Annotated in this window: 18 protein-coding genes; all 18 read left to right on the top strand. The window is 62.7% G+C overall.

Going from position 1 to position 17,615, the window contains the following annotated elements:
- Window positions 1-33 precede the first annotated feature (33 nt).
- The 18 genes from fliD (at window position 34) to fliL (ending at window position 17,606) form a co-directional block, all read left to right on the top strand.
- Window positions 34-1,452 (top strand): flagellar filament capping protein FliD, encoded by a 1,419-nt coding sequence (fliD, locus tag E8E75_RS25880; protein ID WP_153917397.1) that lies wholly within the window; start codon window positions 34-36, stop codon window positions 1,450-1,452.
- Complete coding sequence (gene fliS, locus E8E75_RS25875; protein ID WP_280359887.1) at window positions 1,449-1,847, top strand: flagellar export chaperone FliS; 399 nt, start codon at window positions 1,449-1,451, stop codon at window positions 1,845-1,847. The genes fliD and fliS (E8E75_RS25875) overlap by 4 nt, the downstream gene beginning before the upstream one ends.
- A gap of 59 nt (window positions 1,848-1,906) precedes the next feature.
- Window positions 1,907-2,287, top strand: a complete 381-nt coding sequence (fliS, locus tag E8E75_RS25870; protein WP_028626539.1) for a flagellar export chaperone FliS — start codon at window positions 1,907-1,909, stop codon at window positions 2,285-2,287.
- A 28-nt stretch (window positions 2,288-2,315) separates the two neighbouring features.
- Entirely contained in the window at window positions 2,316-2,612 is a 297-nt protein-coding gene (locus tag E8E75_RS25865; protein ID WP_120649934.1) for a flagellar protein FliT, read from the top strand.
- 218 nt (window positions 2,613-2,830) lie between these two features.
- A complete protein-coding gene (locus E8E75_RS25860) occupies window positions 2,831-4,303 on the top strand; it encodes a sigma-54 dependent transcriptional regulator (protein ID WP_120649935.1) in 1,473 nt (490 codons plus the stop codon).
- Window positions 4,304-4,414: 111 nt separating this feature from the next.
- Window positions 4,415-5,620 carry an ATP-binding protein gene (locus tag E8E75_RS25855; RefSeq protein ID WP_120649936.1) on the top strand — a complete coding sequence of 402 codons (1,206 nt, stop codon included), beginning with the start codon at window positions 4,415-4,417 and terminating at the stop codon, window positions 5,618-5,620.
- Between the two features lie 5 nt (window positions 5,621-5,625).
- Window positions 5,626-7,041: a sigma-54 dependent transcriptional regulator gene (locus E8E75_RS25850; RefSeq protein WP_120649937.1), complete on the top strand. Its 1,416-nt coding sequence runs from the start codon at window positions 5,626-5,628 to the stop codon at window positions 7,039-7,041.
- Between the two features lie 216 nt (window positions 7,042-7,257).
- Window positions 7,258-7,590, top strand: a complete 333-nt coding sequence (fliE, locus tag E8E75_RS25845) for a flagellar hook-basal body complex protein FliE (RefSeq protein ID WP_120649938.1) — start codon at window positions 7,258-7,260, stop codon at window positions 7,588-7,590.
- A gap of 14 nt (window positions 7,591-7,604) precedes the next feature.
- Window positions 7,605-9,392: a flagellar basal-body MS-ring/collar protein FliF gene (fliF, locus tag E8E75_RS25840; RefSeq protein WP_153917399.1), complete on the top strand. Its 1,788-nt coding sequence runs from the start codon at window positions 7,605-7,607 to the stop codon at window positions 9,390-9,392.
- On the top strand, window positions 9,385-10,401 hold the full coding sequence (gene fliG, locus E8E75_RS25835) for a flagellar motor switch protein FliG (protein ID WP_120649940.1): 1,017 nt from the start codon (window positions 9,385-9,387) through the stop codon (window positions 10,399-10,401). The genes fliF and fliG overlap by 8 nt, the downstream gene beginning before the upstream one ends.
- A gap of 10 nt (window positions 10,402-10,411) precedes the next feature.
- On the top strand, window positions 10,412-11,209 hold the full coding sequence (gene fliH / locus E8E75_RS25830; protein WP_153917401.1) for a flagellar assembly protein FliH: 798 nt from the start codon (window positions 10,412-10,414) through the stop codon (window positions 11,207-11,209).
- Window positions 11,199-12,551, top strand: coding sequence for a flagellar protein export ATPase FliI (gene fliI / locus E8E75_RS25825; protein WP_120649942.1), 1,353 nt, complete (start codon window positions 11,199-11,201; stop codon window positions 12,549-12,551). Before fliH ends, fliI begins: the two co-directional genes overlap by 11 nt.
- Before the next feature lie 6 nt (window positions 12,552-12,557).
- Window positions 12,558-13,007: a flagellar export protein FliJ gene (fliJ, locus tag E8E75_RS25820; RefSeq protein WP_120649943.1), complete on the top strand. Its 450-nt coding sequence runs from the start codon at window positions 12,558-12,560 to the stop codon at window positions 13,005-13,007.
- A 165-nt stretch (window positions 13,008-13,172) separates the two neighbouring features.
- A complete protein-coding gene (locus tag E8E75_RS25815; RefSeq protein ID WP_028626550.1) occupies window positions 13,173-13,478 on the top strand; it encodes an STAS domain-containing protein in 306 nt (101 codons plus the stop codon).
- 11 nt (window positions 13,479-13,489) lie between these two features.
- Window positions 13,490-15,184, top strand: a complete 1,695-nt coding sequence (locus E8E75_RS25810; RefSeq protein ID WP_153917403.1) for a fused response regulator/phosphatase — start codon at window positions 13,490-13,492, stop codon at window positions 15,182-15,184.
- Between the two features lie 32 nt (window positions 15,185-15,216).
- Window positions 15,217-15,570 (top strand): Hpt domain-containing protein, encoded by a 354-nt coding sequence (locus E8E75_RS25805; protein ID WP_120649945.1) that lies wholly within the window; start codon window positions 15,217-15,219, stop codon window positions 15,568-15,570.
- A gap of 83 nt (window positions 15,571-15,653) precedes the next feature.
- A complete protein-coding gene (locus tag E8E75_RS25800) occupies window positions 15,654-16,940 on the top strand; it encodes a flagellar hook-length control protein FliK (protein WP_153917405.1) in 1,287 nt (428 codons plus the stop codon).
- Between the two features lie 144 nt (window positions 16,941-17,084).
- Window positions 17,085-17,606, top strand: coding sequence for a flagellar basal body-associated protein FliL (gene fliL / locus E8E75_RS25795; RefSeq protein ID WP_153917406.1), 522 nt, complete (start codon window positions 17,085-17,087; stop codon window positions 17,604-17,606).
- Window positions 17,607-17,615 lie beyond the last annotated feature (9 nt).

The raw sequence follows: 17,615 nt of genomic DNA, 5'->3' as shown, positions 1-17,615 counted from the left end.
CTCAGCGTCAATGCACTGACGAGGTAAGGAAAAATGGCATCGACTACCATCAGCGGCATCAACTCAGGCCTGGATATCCAGTCGATTGTGTCCAGCCTGGTTGCCGCGGAGAAGGCGCCCAAAGAGTCGCAACTTGCGCGCCTGGAGAGGGCCACTACAGCCAAGATCACGGGAGTCGGTCAACTCAAGAGTGCAATTGCCGACTTGCAGAGCGCCCTCAAGGACTTGAACAAGCCGGAGCTGTTCTCCAAGCGCACCGCGACCTCTTCCGACTCCAAGCTGGTGAGTGCTACCACCACCCAGGCCGCGCTGGCGGGCACCTACAAGATCGATGTCGAGCGCCTGGCCTCGTCCAGCAAGGTGGCAACGGCCGCCATCAACGGTACGTCCTCCACAACCTTCGCGAGTGGCGGAACCTTGACCATCAAGCTAGGTGCCACCGACCTCGCCCCTGTCAATATCGCTGCGAACGCTTCGCTCAAGGACATCCGCGATGCTATAAACACCCAGCTCAAGGACAAGGGTGTCACTGCCAATATCGTGACCGACTCTTCCACTAGTCCGGCGACGTCTCGCCTCGTGCTGGCCTCGGCCAAGACCGGCGACGACGCCAATCTGGGGATGACTGGCACAGGCGATTTGGCCGCCCTGGATATCGCACAGTACGACCCTGATAGCGGCATTCCGCCGGTGGCAAATGTGCATCTCTCCGTTGCGGCCAATGCAAGATTCAGCATTGACGGACTGGCCATGGAGAGTGCTAGCAACAGTGTCGCCGACTCTATCGAGGGTGTAACGCTAAACCTGGTTGCCCCCACAGAGGCGAACAAGCCGATCACCTTGACTGTCGACAAGGATACTGCAGGCGTAAAAGCCAACATCCAGAAGTTCGTCGATGCTTACAACAAACTGATCAGTACGACGTCGTCGCTAACCGCGGTGACCAAGGTAGGGGAAGACAAGGCACCGGTAACTGGCGCGCTGGTTGGGGATGCCAGTGTGCGCACATTACTCTCGTCGGTGCGTAACGAACTAGTGAAGGCTTCGGGCGATGGAGGCATTCGTATTCTCGCCGACCTGGGTATCACCACACAGCAGGATGGCACCCTGAAAATCGATGAGGCCAAACTGGGTAAGGCACTGACCGAGAACTACGAATCAGTCGCCAGCTTCTTTACCGGTGATAGCGGACTGATGGGACGGCTCAACGCCAAGCTCGATCCCTATACTCAGACAGGTGGTGTGCTCGAGCAGCGCATGACTGGCCTTAATGGCACGATGAAATCAGTGGATGAGCAGCGCGAGGCGCTCGATCGCCGCGTTGAGCAGCTGCAAACTCGCCTGCTTGCGCAGTTCAACGCCATGGACAGCCTGGTTGGCCAGTTGAATCAGACCAGTAGTCGCATGGAGCAGGCCTTCAAGAGCCTCCCCGGCCTGGTGAAAAGTTCGTGAGCAATCCAATCGAGACCTACAAACAGGTCAAGGCTAATTCTTGCGTCTCGCCTTATCAGGCTGTGCAGATGCTGCTGGGCGGTGCCTTGGAGCGTGTATCGCTGGCGCGCCTGGCGCTACAGGAAGGCAACGCCGAGGTTCGTGGGCTGGCTGTGGGCAGCACACTTAGCATTATCGCTGCTTTGCAATCCGGCCTGGACAGGGAGTTGGGTGGTGAGATCGCCGATAACCTGGATGCGCTCTACGACTACATGACACGCCGGCTCGCTGGTGTCGCTCTTGACACAACGTCCCGCCGCTTGGATGAAGTCGAGTCCTTGCTTAGCGAAATCAAGTCGGCCTGGGATGCCATCAGCCAGGATGAAAGTCATGAGATTGATGTAATTCCTGGCTAAAGCTTTGCCTGGGCTGACCGATACACAAGGTATTCAGTCAGACATCAAGGCAAAACACCATGAACGCGATGGCGGCCCTCAAGCAGTACCAATCCGTGAACACCCAGGCCCAGGCCGTGGATGCCAGCCCCCACCGGCTGATCCAGATGCTCATGGAAGGTGGCCTTACTCGCCTGGCCCAGGCTCGCGGCGCCATCGAGCGTGGTCAGCTCGCGCAAAAAGGCGAGCTGATCGGCAAAGCAATCGCTATCATTGGCGGTCTGCGTGATGGCCTGAACTTCGAGCAGGGCGGCGATATCGCAGCCAACCTCGATGCACTCTACGAGTACATGGTGTCCCGCCTGCTCGAAGCGAACCTGAAAAGCGACGCTGCGCTGGTGGACGAAGTGGCAGGGTTGCTGCGTAACGTGAAAACCGGATGGGATGGCATTGCCCAGTGATGCCGTCCGGGTTGGCAGGAGAATTCCAATGAATGCATCAGTCCAGCGTCTTGAAGCAACCGGCAGCGCCCTGCGCGATGCCTTGGCTCGCCAGGACTGGGCAGCCATCGGTGAGCTGGACCAGCTCTGCCGCCAGGCCGTCGATGACGCCATGGTCGATGCCGTGGACGATGTCGAGGTACTCGGCGCTCGCATGCAGGAGCTGCTGTCGCTCTACCGTGAACTGGTGGAGATCTGCCAGGCCGAACAGCAGCGCATTGCCTGCGAGCTGGTTCAGATCAATCAGGCTCAGCAGGGCGCCAAGGTCTACAAGTTGTTCGGCTGATGGCTGGACAGTTCCCATCTGCCATTAGTTCGATATTGCTCCGACAACCGCTTAGCCATTCCGTCGGCTCGACCAAAAAAAGCACGCCATAAAATTGACTCGGCAAGGGTTTTTCACTTTACTAGTGGCCAATTGCCGGTCAAACCCACCTTCGGGAAGCACCGTCTGTCCATGCGTCGCGGAGCGCGGCGTTCAGCCCTAAAAGCAAGAACTAGACAATGTGGCGTGAAACCAAGATTCTGCTGATCGACGACAATAGCGATCGCCGCCGCGACTTCGCGGTGATCCTGAATTTCCTCGGGGAAGAGTACCTGGACTGTGCCAGCCACGACTGGCGCGACGTGACGGGTTCCCTGAACTCCAGCCGTGACGTTCTTTGCGTCATGCTCGGCGAGGTGAGTGCCAAGGGTGGCGTGCTCGAGCTGATCAAGCAGTTGCTGGCTTGGGACGAGTTCCTGCCAGTGCTGCTGATCGGTGACCAGCCCCAGATGGATTGGCCGGAAGATTTGCGCCGTCGCCTGCTGACCAACCTGGAGATGCCGCCCAGCTACAACAAGCTGCTCGACTCCCTGCATCGCGCCCAGGTCTATCGCGAAATGTACGATCACGCCCGCGAGCGTGGCCGCCAGCGCGAACCCAACCTGTTCCGCAGCCTGGTTGGCACTAGTCGCGCCATTCAACAAGTCCGGCAGATGATGCAGCAGGTGGCCGATACCGACGCCAGCGTGCTGATTCTTGGTGAGTCCGGCACCGGCAAGGAAGTTGTGGCGCGTAACCTTCACTACCATTCCAAGCGTCGCGAAGCCCCGTTCGTACCGGTCAATTGCGGCGCCATTCCGGCAGAGCTGCTGGAAAGCGAACTCTTCGGTCATGAGAAGGGGGCCTTCACCGGCGCCATCACCAGCCGGGCAGGGCGCTTCGAGCTGGCCAACGGCGGCACCCTGTTCCTCGACGAGATCGGCGACATGCCGCTGCCGATGCAGGTCAAGCTGCTGCGGGTGCTGCAAGAACGTACCTTCGAGCGCGTGGGTAGCAACAAGACCCAGAATGTCGATGTGCGCATCATCGCTGCCACCCACAAGAACCTCGAGCAGATGATCGAGGCGGGCAGCTTCCGCGAAGATCTCTACTACCGTCTCAATGTCTTCCCCATCGAGATGGCGCCGCTGCGCGAGCGGGTGGAAGACATTCCGCTGCTGATCAACGAGCTCATCTCGCGTATGGAGCACGAGAAGCGCGGTTCGATTCGCTTCAATTCCGCCGCCATCATGTCCCTGTGCAACCACGACTGGCCGGGCAACGTCCGTGAACTGGCGAACCTGGTGGAGCGCATGGCGATCATGCATCCCTATGGCGTCATCGGCGTCAGCGAACTGCCGAAGAAATTCCGCCATGTGGATGACGAGGATGAGCAGCTCAAGGCCAGTTTGCGCGAGGAAATCGAAGAGCGTTCGGCCATCGGCGCCGGCCTGCCCGGCGTTGCCTCGCCGGCGCTGCTGCCGCCCGAGGGGCTGGATCTCAAGGACTACCTCGGCAACCTCGAGCAAGGTCTGATCCAGCAGGCGCTGGACGACGCCTCCGGCGTAGTGGCCCGTGCCGCCGAGCGCCTGCGTATCCGCCGCACCACCCTGGTGGAGAAGATGCGAAAGTACGGCATGAGCCGTCGCGACGAGGAATTGGCGGAAGAATAATTCCGCTTTTTCCAAGTCCTTGTTTTTGAAGGACTAAATTTTAGGCACGAGTATTGCTATCTCTCCCTCGACCGACCGTCTGCTGACGGTCGATGGAGCGAGAGAAGAGCAATGAGCCAGGCAGTAACCCCCGCACAGAATCCGGAAAACGCCCCCGCTGAGCAGGCCAGCCGCGCCGGCCTTGAGCAGGCGTTCGCGCTGTTCAACCAGATGTCGGCTCAGCTCAGTGAGTCCTACAGCATGCTGGAGGCGCGAGTCACTGAACTGAAGGGGCAGTTGGCCCTGGTCAGTGCCCAGCGGATGCAGGAGCTGGCGGAGAAGGAACGCCTGGCCAACCGCCTGCAAAGCCTGCTGGACCTGCTACCGGGTGGCGTCATCGTGATCGATGGGCAGGGTGTGGTGCGGGAAGCCAATCCGGTGGCGCGCAACCTGCTTGGCCAGCCCCTGGTCGGCATGCTCTGGCGCGAAGTGATCGCTCGTAACTTTGCCCCGCGTGAAGACGACGGCCATGAAATCTCCCTCAAGGACGGCCGCCGCCTTTCCATTGCCACTCGCTCCCTGAATGCCGAACCCGGCCAGTTGGTCTTGCTCACAGACCTGACGGAAACCCGTCGCCTGCAGGATCAGCTGTCCCGTCATGAGCGTCTTTCCGCCCTGGGGCGCATGGTCGCCTCCCTGGCCCATCAGATTCGGACGCCGCTTTCTGCGGCCTTGCTCTATGCCAGCCACCTGACCCAGCAGGTCTTGCCGACGGATCAGCAGCAGCGGTTTGCCGGGCGCCTGAAAGAGCGCCTGCATGAGCTGGAGCACCAGGTCCGCGACATGCTTGTGTTTGCGCGCGGCGAACTGCCGCTGCCGGATCGCCTGGCACCATCTGCCGTGTTCTCCGCACTGCGCGCCTCGGCGGAGTCCCATGTGGAAGGCAAGGAAGTGCGCTGGCAGTGCGATCTGACCGGGGGAGAGGTGCTGTGCAATCGCGACACCCTGGTGGGCGCGATGCTCAATCTGATCGAGAACGCCAACCAGGCCGCAGGACGTGATCTGCGTCTCAAGGTCCACCTCTATAGGCGCGGCGGCGACTTGCGGCTGTCCATCAGTGACAACGGCCCGGGCATCGACGCCGCTACCCTGGCGCGCCTGGGCGAACCCTTTTTCACCACCAAGACCACCGGTACCGGCCTCGGGCTGGCTGTGGTCAAAGCGGTGGCGCGTGCCCATCAGGGCGAGCTGAAGTTGCGCTCGCGACCCGGTCGCGGTACCTGCGCCACCCTGGTCCTGCCGCTGATTCCCGCGGCGCAGTCGGTTACACAGGAGTAAGGACGATGACTGCCAAAATTCTGCTGGTCGAAGATGACCGCGCCCTGCGTGAAGCCCTGGCGGACACGCTGCTGATCGGTGGTTACGACTTCCGCGCCGTGGACTGTGCCGAAACCGCGCTGGTGGCACTGGGTGAAGAGTCCTTCGGCCTGATGGTGAGCGACGTCAACATGCCCGGCATGGACGGCCACCAGTTGCTCGCCGTCGTTCGCCAGCGTTTCCCGCAGCTTCCGGTATTGCTGATGACTGCATTCGGCGCGGTGGAGCGAGCGGTGGATGCCATGCGTCAGGGCGCCGCCGACTACCTGGTAAAACCGTTCGAACCCAACACCCTGCTGGACCTTGTGGCGCGCCATGCGCTGGGGCGTGTAACCCAGCTCACCAGCGATGGTCCGGTCGCCCTGGAGCCGGCCAGCCGTCAATTGCTGGAACTGGCCGCTCGTGTGGCGCGCAGTGACTCCACAGTGCTCATCTCGGGCGAGTCTGGCACTGGCAAGGAGGTGCTGGCGCAGTACATCCACCAGCAGTCGACCCGTGCCAACGGCCCCTTCATCGCCATCAACTGCGCGGCGATTCCGGACAACATGCTCGAAGCCACTCTGTTCGGTCACGAGAAGGGTGCCTTCACAGGCGCAATTGCCAGTGCTCCGGGCAAGTTCGAGATGGCCGATGGCGGCACCATCCTGCTCGACGAGATTTCCGAAATGCCATTGGGCCTGCAGGCCAAGTTGTTGCGGGTACTGCAAGAGCGCGAAGTGGAAAGGGTCGGCGCGCGCAGGCCGATCAGCCTGGATATCCGCGTGCTCGCCACCACTAACCGCGACCTCGCCGGGGAAGTGGCGGCGGGGCGTTTCCGCGAAGACCTCTATTACCGCCTTTCGGTTTTCCCGCTGGCTTGGCGCCCGCTGCGGGAACGTCCGGCGGATATCCTGCCGCTGGCCGAGCGCCTGCTTGCGAAACACGTCAAAAAAATGAATCACGCTGCCGTGCGCTTCTCCGTCGAAGCTCATGCGGCCCTGCTGGCCCATGGTTGGCCGGGCAACGTCCGCGAGTTGGACAACGCCGTGCAGCGCGCGCTGATCCTGCAGCAGGGCGGGCTCATCCAGCCCCACGACCTGTGCCTGACCGCGCCTATCGGCATGGCCATCATCCCGGCCATGCCGACAGTGACGTCGCTTCCGATTGCCGCCCCCGTGGTATCGCTACCGGTTGCCGCAATGCCTGCCGAGGCGCCAAGCGCGCTGGGCGATGACCTGCGCCGCCATGAGTTCCAGATGATCATCGACACTCTGCGTTCCGAGCGTGGCCGTCGTAAGGAAGCTGCGGAGCGTCTCGGCATCAGTCCGCGTACGCTGCGCTACAAGCTGGCCCAGATGCGCGACGCCGGAATGGATGTAGAGGCCTACCTTTACGCCAGCTGACGCCGGAGGCGGAAAGGCCAGTCCCGGCAAACCTTTCGTAGGAGCGAGCTCTGCTTGCGAACGGCCCGAGCGCGTTTTTTTCGCGAGCAGAGCTCGCTCCTACAAGTTCGCAACCTTCCCCGTAACACCCGTCCCTGAGCTTTTGGCACCCTTGTTGCAGATACCCCTTCATCGGATCGCGTAGCGTCAAAAAAGCGCGACAGTTGGAGGAATGAGATGAGCCAGGGTGTTGAGTTCAATCGCCTGATGTTGGAAATGCGCTCCATGCAGATGGACGCAATGGCCCGTGCCAAGCCTGCCCCTGTGGCAGCCCCCGAGGCCGGTGCGCCGAGCTTCGCCGACATGCTCGGCAAGGCGGTCGACAAGGTTTCGGAAACCCAGAAGGCTTCCACCGACATGGCCACCGCATTCGAGGTCGGTCAGAAGGGTGTCGATCTCACCGATGTCATGATCGCCTCGCAGAAAGCCAGCGTGTCCTTCGAGGCCATGACCCAGGTGCGGAACAAACTGGTCCAGGCCTACCAAGACATCATGCAGATGCCGGTTTGAGGACGGATTGAGAAATGGCTGAAGCCGCTGTTGCAAAGGTTCCTGCCAAGGCTGATGCGCCGGAAGCGCAGGGAGAGAAGAAGCCGCTGTTCGGCCTGTCCTTCCTGGAAAACCTCTCGCAGATGAGCATGCTGCGTCAGGTTGGCCTCCTGGTTGGCCTGGCCGCCAGTGTCGCCATCGGCTTTGCCGTGGTGCTCTGGTCGCAGCAGCCGGACTATCGCCCGCTGTACGGCAGTTTGTCCGGGATGGACGCAAACCAGGTGGTGGAAACCCTGGGGGCGGCCGACATCCCTTACAAGATCGAGCCCAACTCCGGCGCCCTGCTGGTCAAGTCAGACGACCTGGCCCGTGCCCGCATGAAGCTCGCCGCCGCTGGTGTTGCGCCGAGCGACAATACTGTCGGCTTCGAGATCCTCGACAAGGAACAGGGCCTCGGTACCAGCCAGTTCATGGAGGCCACCCGCTATCGCCGCGGTCTGGAAGGAGAGCTGGCACGCACCATTTCCAGTCTGAACAACGTCAAGGGTGCGCGTGTGCACCTGGCCATTCCGAAGAGCTCGGTGTTCGTCCGTGACGAGCGCAAGCCAACCGCTTCGGTTCTGGTCGAACTCTATCCGGGCCGCTCCCTTGAGCCGAGCCAGGTAATGGCGATCGTCAACCTGGTGGCGACCAGCGTGCCGGAACTGGAGAAGTCGCAGGTCACCGTCGTCGACCAGAAAGGCAACCTGCTGTCCGACCAGCAGGAACTGTCCGAGCTGACTATGGCCGGCAAGCAGTTCGACTACACCCGTCGTATGGAAACCCTGTACACCCAGCGCGTGCACAGCATCCTGCAGCCGGTGCTGGGCAATGGCCGCTACAAGGCGGAAGTATCCGCGGACGTGGATTTCAGCGCGGTCGAATCCACCTCCGAAATGTACAACCCGGATCAACCGGCCCTGCGCAGCGAGCAGAAGCTCGCCGAAGAGCGCCAGAACAACGGCGGTCCGCAAGGCGTGCCGGGTGCGCTGTCCAACCAGCCACCGGCGCCGGGCGCCGCACCCCAGCAAGCCACCGGGTCAGCAACGGCCGGCGTGCAGCCGGGACAGCCGCTGCTGGATGACAACGGCCAGCAGATCATCGACCCAGCCACTGGCAAGCCGATGCTCGCGCCGTACCCGACAGACAAGCGCGATCAGACCACCCGCAACTTCGAGCTGGACCGTTCCATCAGTTACACCAAGCAGCAGCAGGGCCGCCTGCGCCGGCTTTCTGTCGCGGTGGTTCTGGACGATCAGGTGAAGGTCGACGCACAGACTGGCGAAACCACGCGAGTGCCCTGGACCGCCGACGAGATTGCTCGCTTCACCCGCCTGGTGCAGGACTCGGTGGGCTACGACGCCAGCCGCGGCGATAGCGTCAGCGTGATCAACACCGCCTTCATGAACGACAGCGGCGAAGAAGTCATCGACATTCCCTTCTACACCCAGCCCTGGTTCTGGGATGTGGTGAAGCAAGTGCTGGGCGTGCTCTTCATCCTGGTGCTGGTATTCGGTGTGCTGCGCCCGGTGCTGAACAACATCAGTGGCACCGGCAAGTCCAGGGACCTGGACGGCGGTCGCGGCGATGCCGACCTGGGCGAGATGGGGCTATCGGGCGAGCTGTCGGATGACCGCGTCAGCCTGGGCGGCCCGCAAAGCATCCTCCTGCCCAGCCCGAGCGACGGGTATGATGCGCAGCTCAACGCCATCAAGAGCCTGGTGGCCGAAGATCCTGGCCGTGTGGCCCTGGTAGTCAAAGAGTGGATCAACGCCGATGAGTGATAACCGCGCTCCCGCCAAGCTGAACAAGGTCGACAAGGCCGCCATTCTGCTGCTGTCCCTGGGCGAGACCGACGCCGCCCAGGTGCTCCGTCACATGGGGCCGAAGGAAGTGCAGCGGGTCGGCGTCGCCATGGCACAGATGCGCAATATCCATCGCGAACAGGTGGAACAGGTGATGAGCGAGTTCGTCGAGATCGTCGGCGACCAGACCAGCCTGGGCGTCGGTGCCGATGGCTACATCCGCAAGATGCTCACCCAGGCCCTGGGTGAGGACAAGGCCAACAACCTGATCGACCGCATCTTGCTAGGCGGCAGCACCAGTGGCCTGGACAGCCTGAAGTGGATGGAGCCGCGTGCCGTGGCCGACGTGATCCGCTACGAGCACCCGCAGATCCAGGCCATCGTGGTCGCCTATCTCGACCCGGACCAGGCCGCCGAAGTGCTCAGCCACTTCGACCACAAGGTCCGCCTGGACATCGTCCTGCGCGTGTCGTCGCTCAATACCGTGCAACCGTCCGCGCTCAAGGAACTCAACCTGATCCTCGAGAAGCAGTTCGCCGGCAACGCCAGCACCACCCGCACCACCATGGGCGGCGTGAAGCGCGCGGCGGACATCATGAACTTCCTCGACAGCTCGGTCGAAGGCCAACTGATGGACTCCATCCGCGAAGTGGACGAGGACCTCTCTACGCAGATCGAAGATCTCATGTTCGTCTTCGATAACCTGGCCGACGTCGATGACCGCGGCATCCAGGCGCTGCTGCGCGAAGTGTCCTCCGACGTGCTGGTCCTGGCTCTCAAGGGCTCGGACGACGCGATCAAGGAGAAGGTCTTCAAGAACATGTCCAAGCGCGCGGCCGAGCTGCTGCGCGACGACCTGGAAGCCAAGGGCCCGGTGCGTGTCAGCGACGTCGAGTCGGCGCAGAAGGAAATCCTCACCATCGCCCGCCGTATGGCCGAAGCCGGGGAAATCGTCCTCGGCGGCAAGGGCGGCGAAGAAATGATCTGAGGCGGCGCCCATGGCCAACAAGGATTCGGCAAGCGAACTGATCCGCGCCAAGGACGTCAACGTCTTCGATCGCTGGTCGCTGCCCAGTTTCGATCCGGACGCCCCGCAACCCGCCGAGCCGGAAGAGCCGTTGGCTGCGGCGGTGCCCGAGCCGGAGCCTGAATCGCAGATCGAGGAAGTGCCGGTCGAGGACGTCAAGCCGCTGACGCTGGACGAGCTCGAGGCCATTCGCCAGGACGCCTACAACGAAGGCTTCGCCACCGGCGAGCGCGACGGTTTCCATGCCGGCCAGCTCAAGGCCCGTCAGGAAGCGGAGGCTGCCGTGAATGCCCGACTGGCCCAGCTCGACGCGTTGATGGGGCACTTGCTGGACCCCATCGCCGAGCAGGACCGGCAGATCGAGGAGTCCCTGGTGCACCTCACCAGTCTGATCACCCGCCAGGTGATTCAGCGCGAGCTGCGCATGGATTCCGGACAGATCCGCCATGTGCTGCGCGAGGCGCTGAAGCTGCTGCCGATGGGCGCCAGCAACGTGCGCATCCACATCAACCCGCAGGACTTCGAACAGGTGAAGGCCCTGCGCGAACGCCATGAAGAAAGCTGGCGCATCCTCGAAGACGAAGCGCTTGAGCCCGGCGGCTGCCGGGTCGAGACCGAACATTCGCGCATCGACGCCAGCATCGAGACGCGCCTGAACCTGGCCATGAAGCAGCTCTTCGAGCAACAACGCGAGCAGAAGGTCCATCCGCCATCGGCCGATCTGGTGGTCGACCTGGACTCTCCGGACAGCCTCGATCATGCGTATTGAGCGCGCCAGCTTCGCCAAGCGGCTGGCGGGTTACAACGATGTCATCGATCTGCCTTCGCAACCCATGGTGGAAGGCCGCCTACTGCGTATGGTGGGGCTCACCCTGGAGGCCGAGGGTTTACGCGCACCAGTGGGCAGTCGCTGCCTGGTAATCAACGACGACAGCTATCACCCGGTGCAGGTGGAAGCTGAAGTGATGGGCTTTGCCGGAAGCAAGATCTACCTGATGCCGGTGGGCAGCCTTTCCGGCATTGCCCCGGGCGCCCGCGTCGTGCCACTGCCGGATACCGGCCGCCTGCCCATGGGAATGTCCATGCTTGGCCGCGTGCTCGATGGCGCCGGTCGCGCCCTGGATGGCAAGGGTGGCATGAAGGCTGAAGACTGGGTGCCGATGGACGGCCCCACCATCAACCCGCTCAAGCGCCACCCCATTAGCGAGCCGCTGGATGTGGGCATTCGTTCAATCAATTCGTTGCTTACCGTCGGCCGTGGCCAGCGGCTCGGCCTGTTCGCCGGTACCGGCGTGGGCAAGAGCGTGCTGCTCGGCATGATGACCCGCTTCACCGAGGCGGAAATCATCGTCGTCGGCCTGATCGGTGAACGGGGTCGCGAAGTGAAGGAGTTCATCGAGCACATCCTCGGTGAAGAAGGCCTCAAACGTTCCGTGGTCGTGGCGTCCCCGGCGGACGATGCGCCGCTGATGCGCCTGCGTGCCGCCATGTACTGCACCCGAATTGCCGAGTACTTCCGCGACAAAGGCAAGAACGTCCTGTTGCTGATGGACTCCCTGACCCGTTTTGCCCAGGCCCAGCGCGAAATCGCCCTGGCCATTGGCGAGCCGCCGGCCACCAAGGGCTATCCGCCATCAGTATTTGCCAAACTGCCGAAGCTGGTGGAGCGCGCCGGCAATGCCGAACAGGGTGGTGGATCGATCACGGCCTTCTACACCGTGCTCTCCGAAGGCGACGACCAGCAGGATCCGATTGCGGACTCCGCGCGCGGCGTACTCGACGGCCACTTCGTGCTATCCCGCCGCCTGGCCGAGGAGGGCCACTACCCGGCCATCGACATCGAGGCGTCCATCAGCCGGGTTATGCCCCAGGTGGTCAGCCCCGAACACATGAAGATGGCCCAGCGCTTCAAGCAGCTCTGGTCGCGCTACCAGCAGAGCCGTGACTTGATCAGCGTGGGCGCCTACGTCGCAGGCGGCGACCCTGATACCGACCTGGCCATCGCTCGCCAGCCGGCCATGAGTGCCTTTCTGCGCCAGGGCCTCGACGAGAGCGAGAGCCTTCCCCAGAGCGCCCAGCGTCTTGCGGCAGCCCTGGGTATCCAGGGCTGATAGCACATGTCACGCAATCGGGCGGCGCGCCTGGCGCCGGTGGTCGAAATGGCCGAGCGCGCCGAGCGTGAAGCCGCGCGCATGCTCGGTCGCTGTCAGGCGCAGGTCACTCAGGCGGAGATGAAACTGGGCGAGTTGGAGCGCTATCGCTCCGACTACCAGCAGCAATGGATCGAGGAAGGGCGGCGCGGTGTTTCCGGCCAATGGCTGATGAACTACCAGCGCTTCCTGTCGCAGCTCGAATCCGCCATCGGCCAGCAGTTGCAGAGCGTCAAATGGCACCGCGAGAACCTCGACAAGGCCCGCGCGGCCTGGCAACAGCGCTATGCGCGTCTCGAGGGGCTGCGCAAGCTGGTGCAGCGTTACCTCGACGAGGCCCGGGCAGCCGAGGACAAGCGCGAGCAGAAGCTGCTGGACGAACTGGTGCAACGCTTGCCCGCCAGAGGTGAGGAGTAGGGTGCGCCGTGCACACCAACCGTTCAGCGCGAAAGCGAATGCATTCTTCAACGTGTCATCTCAGAACCATAAATTCTCCCGGCTCGCCGCTTTCCAGTTGCCGTGCCTGATGGTGGGTGCTAAATCTTCACCACGCGCATTCCGAATTTGAACAAGGAGCTTTGCATGGCCATCACCTCGATGCCCTCAGACGATGGGCAGGAGCTGACCATCACTATCCAGGGACGTTTCGATTTCGGCGCCCACCAGGAATTCCGCGACGCCTACGAGCGCGTCAATTTCACCCCCAAGCGCTACGTCGTGGATCTCAAGGGCACCACCTACCTCGACAGCTCCGCACTTGGCATGCTGTTGCTGCTGCGTGACCACGCCGGTGGCGAGCGTGCCCAGATTCGCCTTGCCAATTGCAACCCCGACGTCCGCAAAATCCTCGCCATCTCCAACTTCGAACAACTGTTCCAGATCGCCTGAGGCCTGTTGCCATGCCGTCGCCGCTGACGATCCTGATTGCCGAGGACAACGCAGCGGATAGGCTGCTGCTGTCCACCATTGTCAACCGCCAGGGCCACCGGGCCCTGACGGCCGCCAATGGCCGCGAGGCCGTGGCGCTGTTCCAGCAAGAACAGCCGCAACTGGTGCTGATGGATGCCCTGATGCCCGTGATGGATGGCTTCGAAGCTGCCCGCCAGATCAAGCAGCTGGCCGGCGAAGCCCTGGTGCCGATCATCTTCCTCACCTCCCTCACCGAGAACGAGGCATTGGTGCGTTGCCTGGAGGCGGGCGGGGATGACTTCCTCGCCAAGCCCTACAACCGCGTCATCCTCGAAGCCAAAATCAAGGCGCTCGACCGTCTGCGCCGTCTGCAAGACACAGTGCTGCAGCAGCGTGACCTGATCGCCCGGCATAACGAACACCTGGTCACCGAACAGCGGGTGGCCAAGGCGGTGTTTGACAAGGTGGCGCACTCCGGCTGCCTGAGTGCCCCGAACATCCGCTATCTGCAATCGCCCTATGCGCTGTTCAATGGCGACCTGTTACTGGCCGCCTACAAGCCCTCGGGTGGCATGCATGTGCTGCTCGGCGACTTCACCGGCCATGGTCTGCCGGCAGCCATTGGTGCCATGCCGCTGGCCGAGGTGTTCTACGGCATGACCGCCAAGGGTTATGCCATGGCCGACATCCTGCGGGAGATGAACGCCAAGCTGAAACGCATCCTGCCGGTTGGCGTGTTCTGCTGTGCGACCTTTCTCAATCTGAGTTTCCAGCGGCGTTTGGTCGAGGTATGGAACGGCGGCCTTCCCGAAGGGTATCTGCGCCGCGCCGATAGCGGCGAACTGGTGCCGCTCGTGTCGCGCCACCTGCCGTTGGGCGTGCTTGACCAGGGCAGTTTCAATGCGCATTTCGAGTCTTATCCCATCGAAACGGGCGACCGCATCTTCCTGGTCTCGGACGGGGTGCTGGAAACCCGTAATGACAGCGACGAAACCTTTGGGGACCAGCGCTTGCGCGAAGTCTTCAATGCCAATGGCGACGGCAACCGGCTGTTCGACGAAATCCAGCTGGCCCTGAGCGCCTTCCGGGGCCATGCCCAGGACGACGTGAGCATGATCGAAGTGCGCATGCTCGATGACTCCACCGAGCGTGCCAAGCTGGCCTTCACCGACAGCGGCCAGGCCAGCCCGCTTGACTGGTCGGCCTCTTTCGAGTTTCGCGCCCAGACGCTTAAACGCTTCAACCCGCTGCCCTTCCTCCTGCAGTTGCTGCTGGAGGTCCAGGGGCTGCGCGACCAGGGGGGAGCGCTTTATACGGTGTTGGCTGAGCTTTACTCCAATGCATTGGAGCACGGCGTACTGGGGCTGGATTCTTCCCTCAAGCGCAACGCCGAAGGTTTCGCCCGCTATTATCGCGAGCGCAGCGAACGCCTTGCCGGGCTGGACGATGGCTACGTGCGCTTCAATCTGCAGCTGGTCCCGGAGGGCAGGGGAGGGCGCTTGCTGGTGCATGTGGAAGACAGCGGCAAAGGCTTCGACCTGGGGACTGTCCTGGCTCGTGAGCCAATGATGGACGGCCTCTGCGGCCGCGGCCTGACCCTGATCAGGCAGCTCACCGCCTATTGTGAGCCCGCCGAGGATGGCAGGGGCATACGCGTCGAATTCCGCTGGCCCGTTAAGGCATAATTTTCTGACGTTCAGTAGAGGGAGCGACGGGTTTGTCCGATATCCATCTCGACCATTCAGTGCTGTCCGCCTTGCGGGACGTCATGGAGGACGAGTTTCCGGTGCTGCTGGATACCTTCCTGGCGGACTCGACGGAGCGCTTGCGACAGATCCGTCAGGCCAACGCCGCGTCCGATAGCCAGGCCCTGCGCCTGGCCGCCCACAGCTTCAAGGGTAGCTGCAGCAACATGGGGGCCCTTGAGCTGGCGAGCCTGTGCAAGCAACTGGAGGACATGGCCCGCCGTGACCAGCTGTCCGATGCGCCAGGCGTCATCCTGCTGATCGAGCAGGAATTTCTCATCGTCCGTGATCTCTTGCAGGACGCGCGAAGCGGACTGGCGCACTGATCAACGCTTCCACTCGCTGTCGGACATGTTGGCCCGTCCCTTGCAGTCACACTGGCACGAACCAACCCGAGCGGAGAGTGCCCATGCCCGTTGCCCCCGATCTGCTTCTTCAGGCCAGGCCTGAAGTGAAGCCGAAAGCACCGGCCGCAAAAGCCCCGGAAAAACCGGCGGAAACCAACAAGGGCGAGGCTTCCAGCTTCGCCCAGATGTACGCGAAAGAACGCCAGGCAAAAGCTGTCGAACGGAGCGAGGCGGCTGCAAGGCAAGCCAAGACCAGGTCGGATGAGGCAGCTGGCCAGGAAAAGCCGGCGGTAGATCCTGCCACTAACCAGCCGGCGGTTGCCGAAAGCGGCAAGCCGTTGCCGGGCGAGGAAGACGGTGAAGCCCAAGAGAAACCGGATGAGTCGGTAATGGACCCGTTGCTGCTCATGGCGATGACCGGCCAACTGGCTGCCGATGCCGCGTCGGTAGCGGCGGATGGTTCCGGCGAAGCGCTACCGGCACTGCCGGTGACGCCACAGGTGACCAGCAGTGCGCCGGCGACCCTGACCGAAGCCAGTCTCGATCCGGACCTGGACCAGCTCAATGGCTTGCCGGCCGTGAAAATGGCACTGGACCAGGGCGCTCAGGCCGCCCAGCAGGCGCAAGGCGCGGCCACCCAGGCGGCGCAGACAGCGCCGACCGCAGATCAGGACTTCGCCGATGCCCTGGCGGCCTTCGCAGACAAGCCGCTGGAGACCGGTGAGGGCAAGCTGGACAAGGCCCTTTCATCCACCGAGCTGTCGGTGGAACTGGCGGAAGGCCTTGGCGAAAACAAAGGTGAAGTGCGCAACGAGTTGCTGGCCAGTCGTCTCAATGCGCTGAGCCAGTCCATCAGCCAGCAGACTGCCCAGGCCCAGCGCGCGCCGGCACTGGTGCCCGGACAGCCGGTTGCCATGCAGCAGGGCGGCTGGAGCGAGGCGGTCGTGGACCGCGTGATGTGGCTGTCCAGCCAGAACCTCAAGTCCGCTGAGATCCAGCTCGATCCGCAGGAATTGGGGCGACTCGAGGTACGCGTGCATATGACCCAGGATCAGACCCAGGTAACCTTCGCCAGTCCCAACGCCAACGTTCGCGATGCCCTGGAAGGGCAGATGCATCGACTGCGCGATATGTTCGCCCAGCAGGGCATGAACCAGCCCGACGTGAACGTTTCCGACCAGTCGCTCAACCGTGGCTGGCAGGGGCAGGGTGGCGACGGCGAGCGGCGCTCCGGCGGTGGCCGTGCCGACTTTGGCGGTGGGGGCGATGAGGAAATCAGCGTGAGCCATAGCGAGATCCGCCCGGCCAGCGCGGGTGGTGGACGCGGATTGGTGGACTTCTACGCCTGACTTCGTGACAGCCGCCCCTGACACTGGTATATCCGCAGCCCTGAAGCATTTGCCTGAACCGCTGGTTGGCCGGCGAGCTGGCATAACACTTGCTCATTCCCCAGGAAAAGGCGGGTTTTCCCCGCCAGGCGACGGATTATTGGCATGGCGAAGAAAGAAGCGAAGGCCCCGGCAGAGGGCGCTGTGGCAGGCGGCAAGAGCAAGCTGAAGCTCATTATCCTGGGCGTCGTGGCGTTGTTGCTGGCGATCGGTCTGTCGGTCGGCGCCACCTGGTTCTTCCTCAGTCGCGGCGACAAGGCCGCTGAGCCGGCCAAGGAAGAAGCCGCGGCCGCAGCGCCGACCAAACAGCCCGCCATCTATCTAGAGCTGGCACCAGCCTTCGTAGTCAATTTCAGCCAGAACGGTCGCCAGCGCTACATGCAGGTCAGCGTCGCGTTGATGGCCCGTGACCAGGCCGAGATGGATGCACTCAAAGTGCACATGCCGGTTCTGCGCAACAAGCTGGTCATGCTGTTCTCCAGCCAGAGCTTCGACAACCTGGTCACCCCGGTGGGCAAGGAAATGCTGCGCCAGCAGGCCACCGCCACCGTGCAGGAGCTGGCCAAGCAGGAAACCGGGGCGATCACCGTCGAGCAAGTGCTCTTCACCAACTTCGTACTGCAGTAGGCAAGGTAC

It is taken from the genome of Pseudomonas sp. BN606, assembly GCF_029873115.1.
Lineage (GTDB): Bacteria > Pseudomonadota > Gammaproteobacteria > Pseudomonadales > Pseudomonadaceae > Metapseudomonas.
This window is presented reverse-complemented; position numbering and strand designations above follow the sequence as displayed.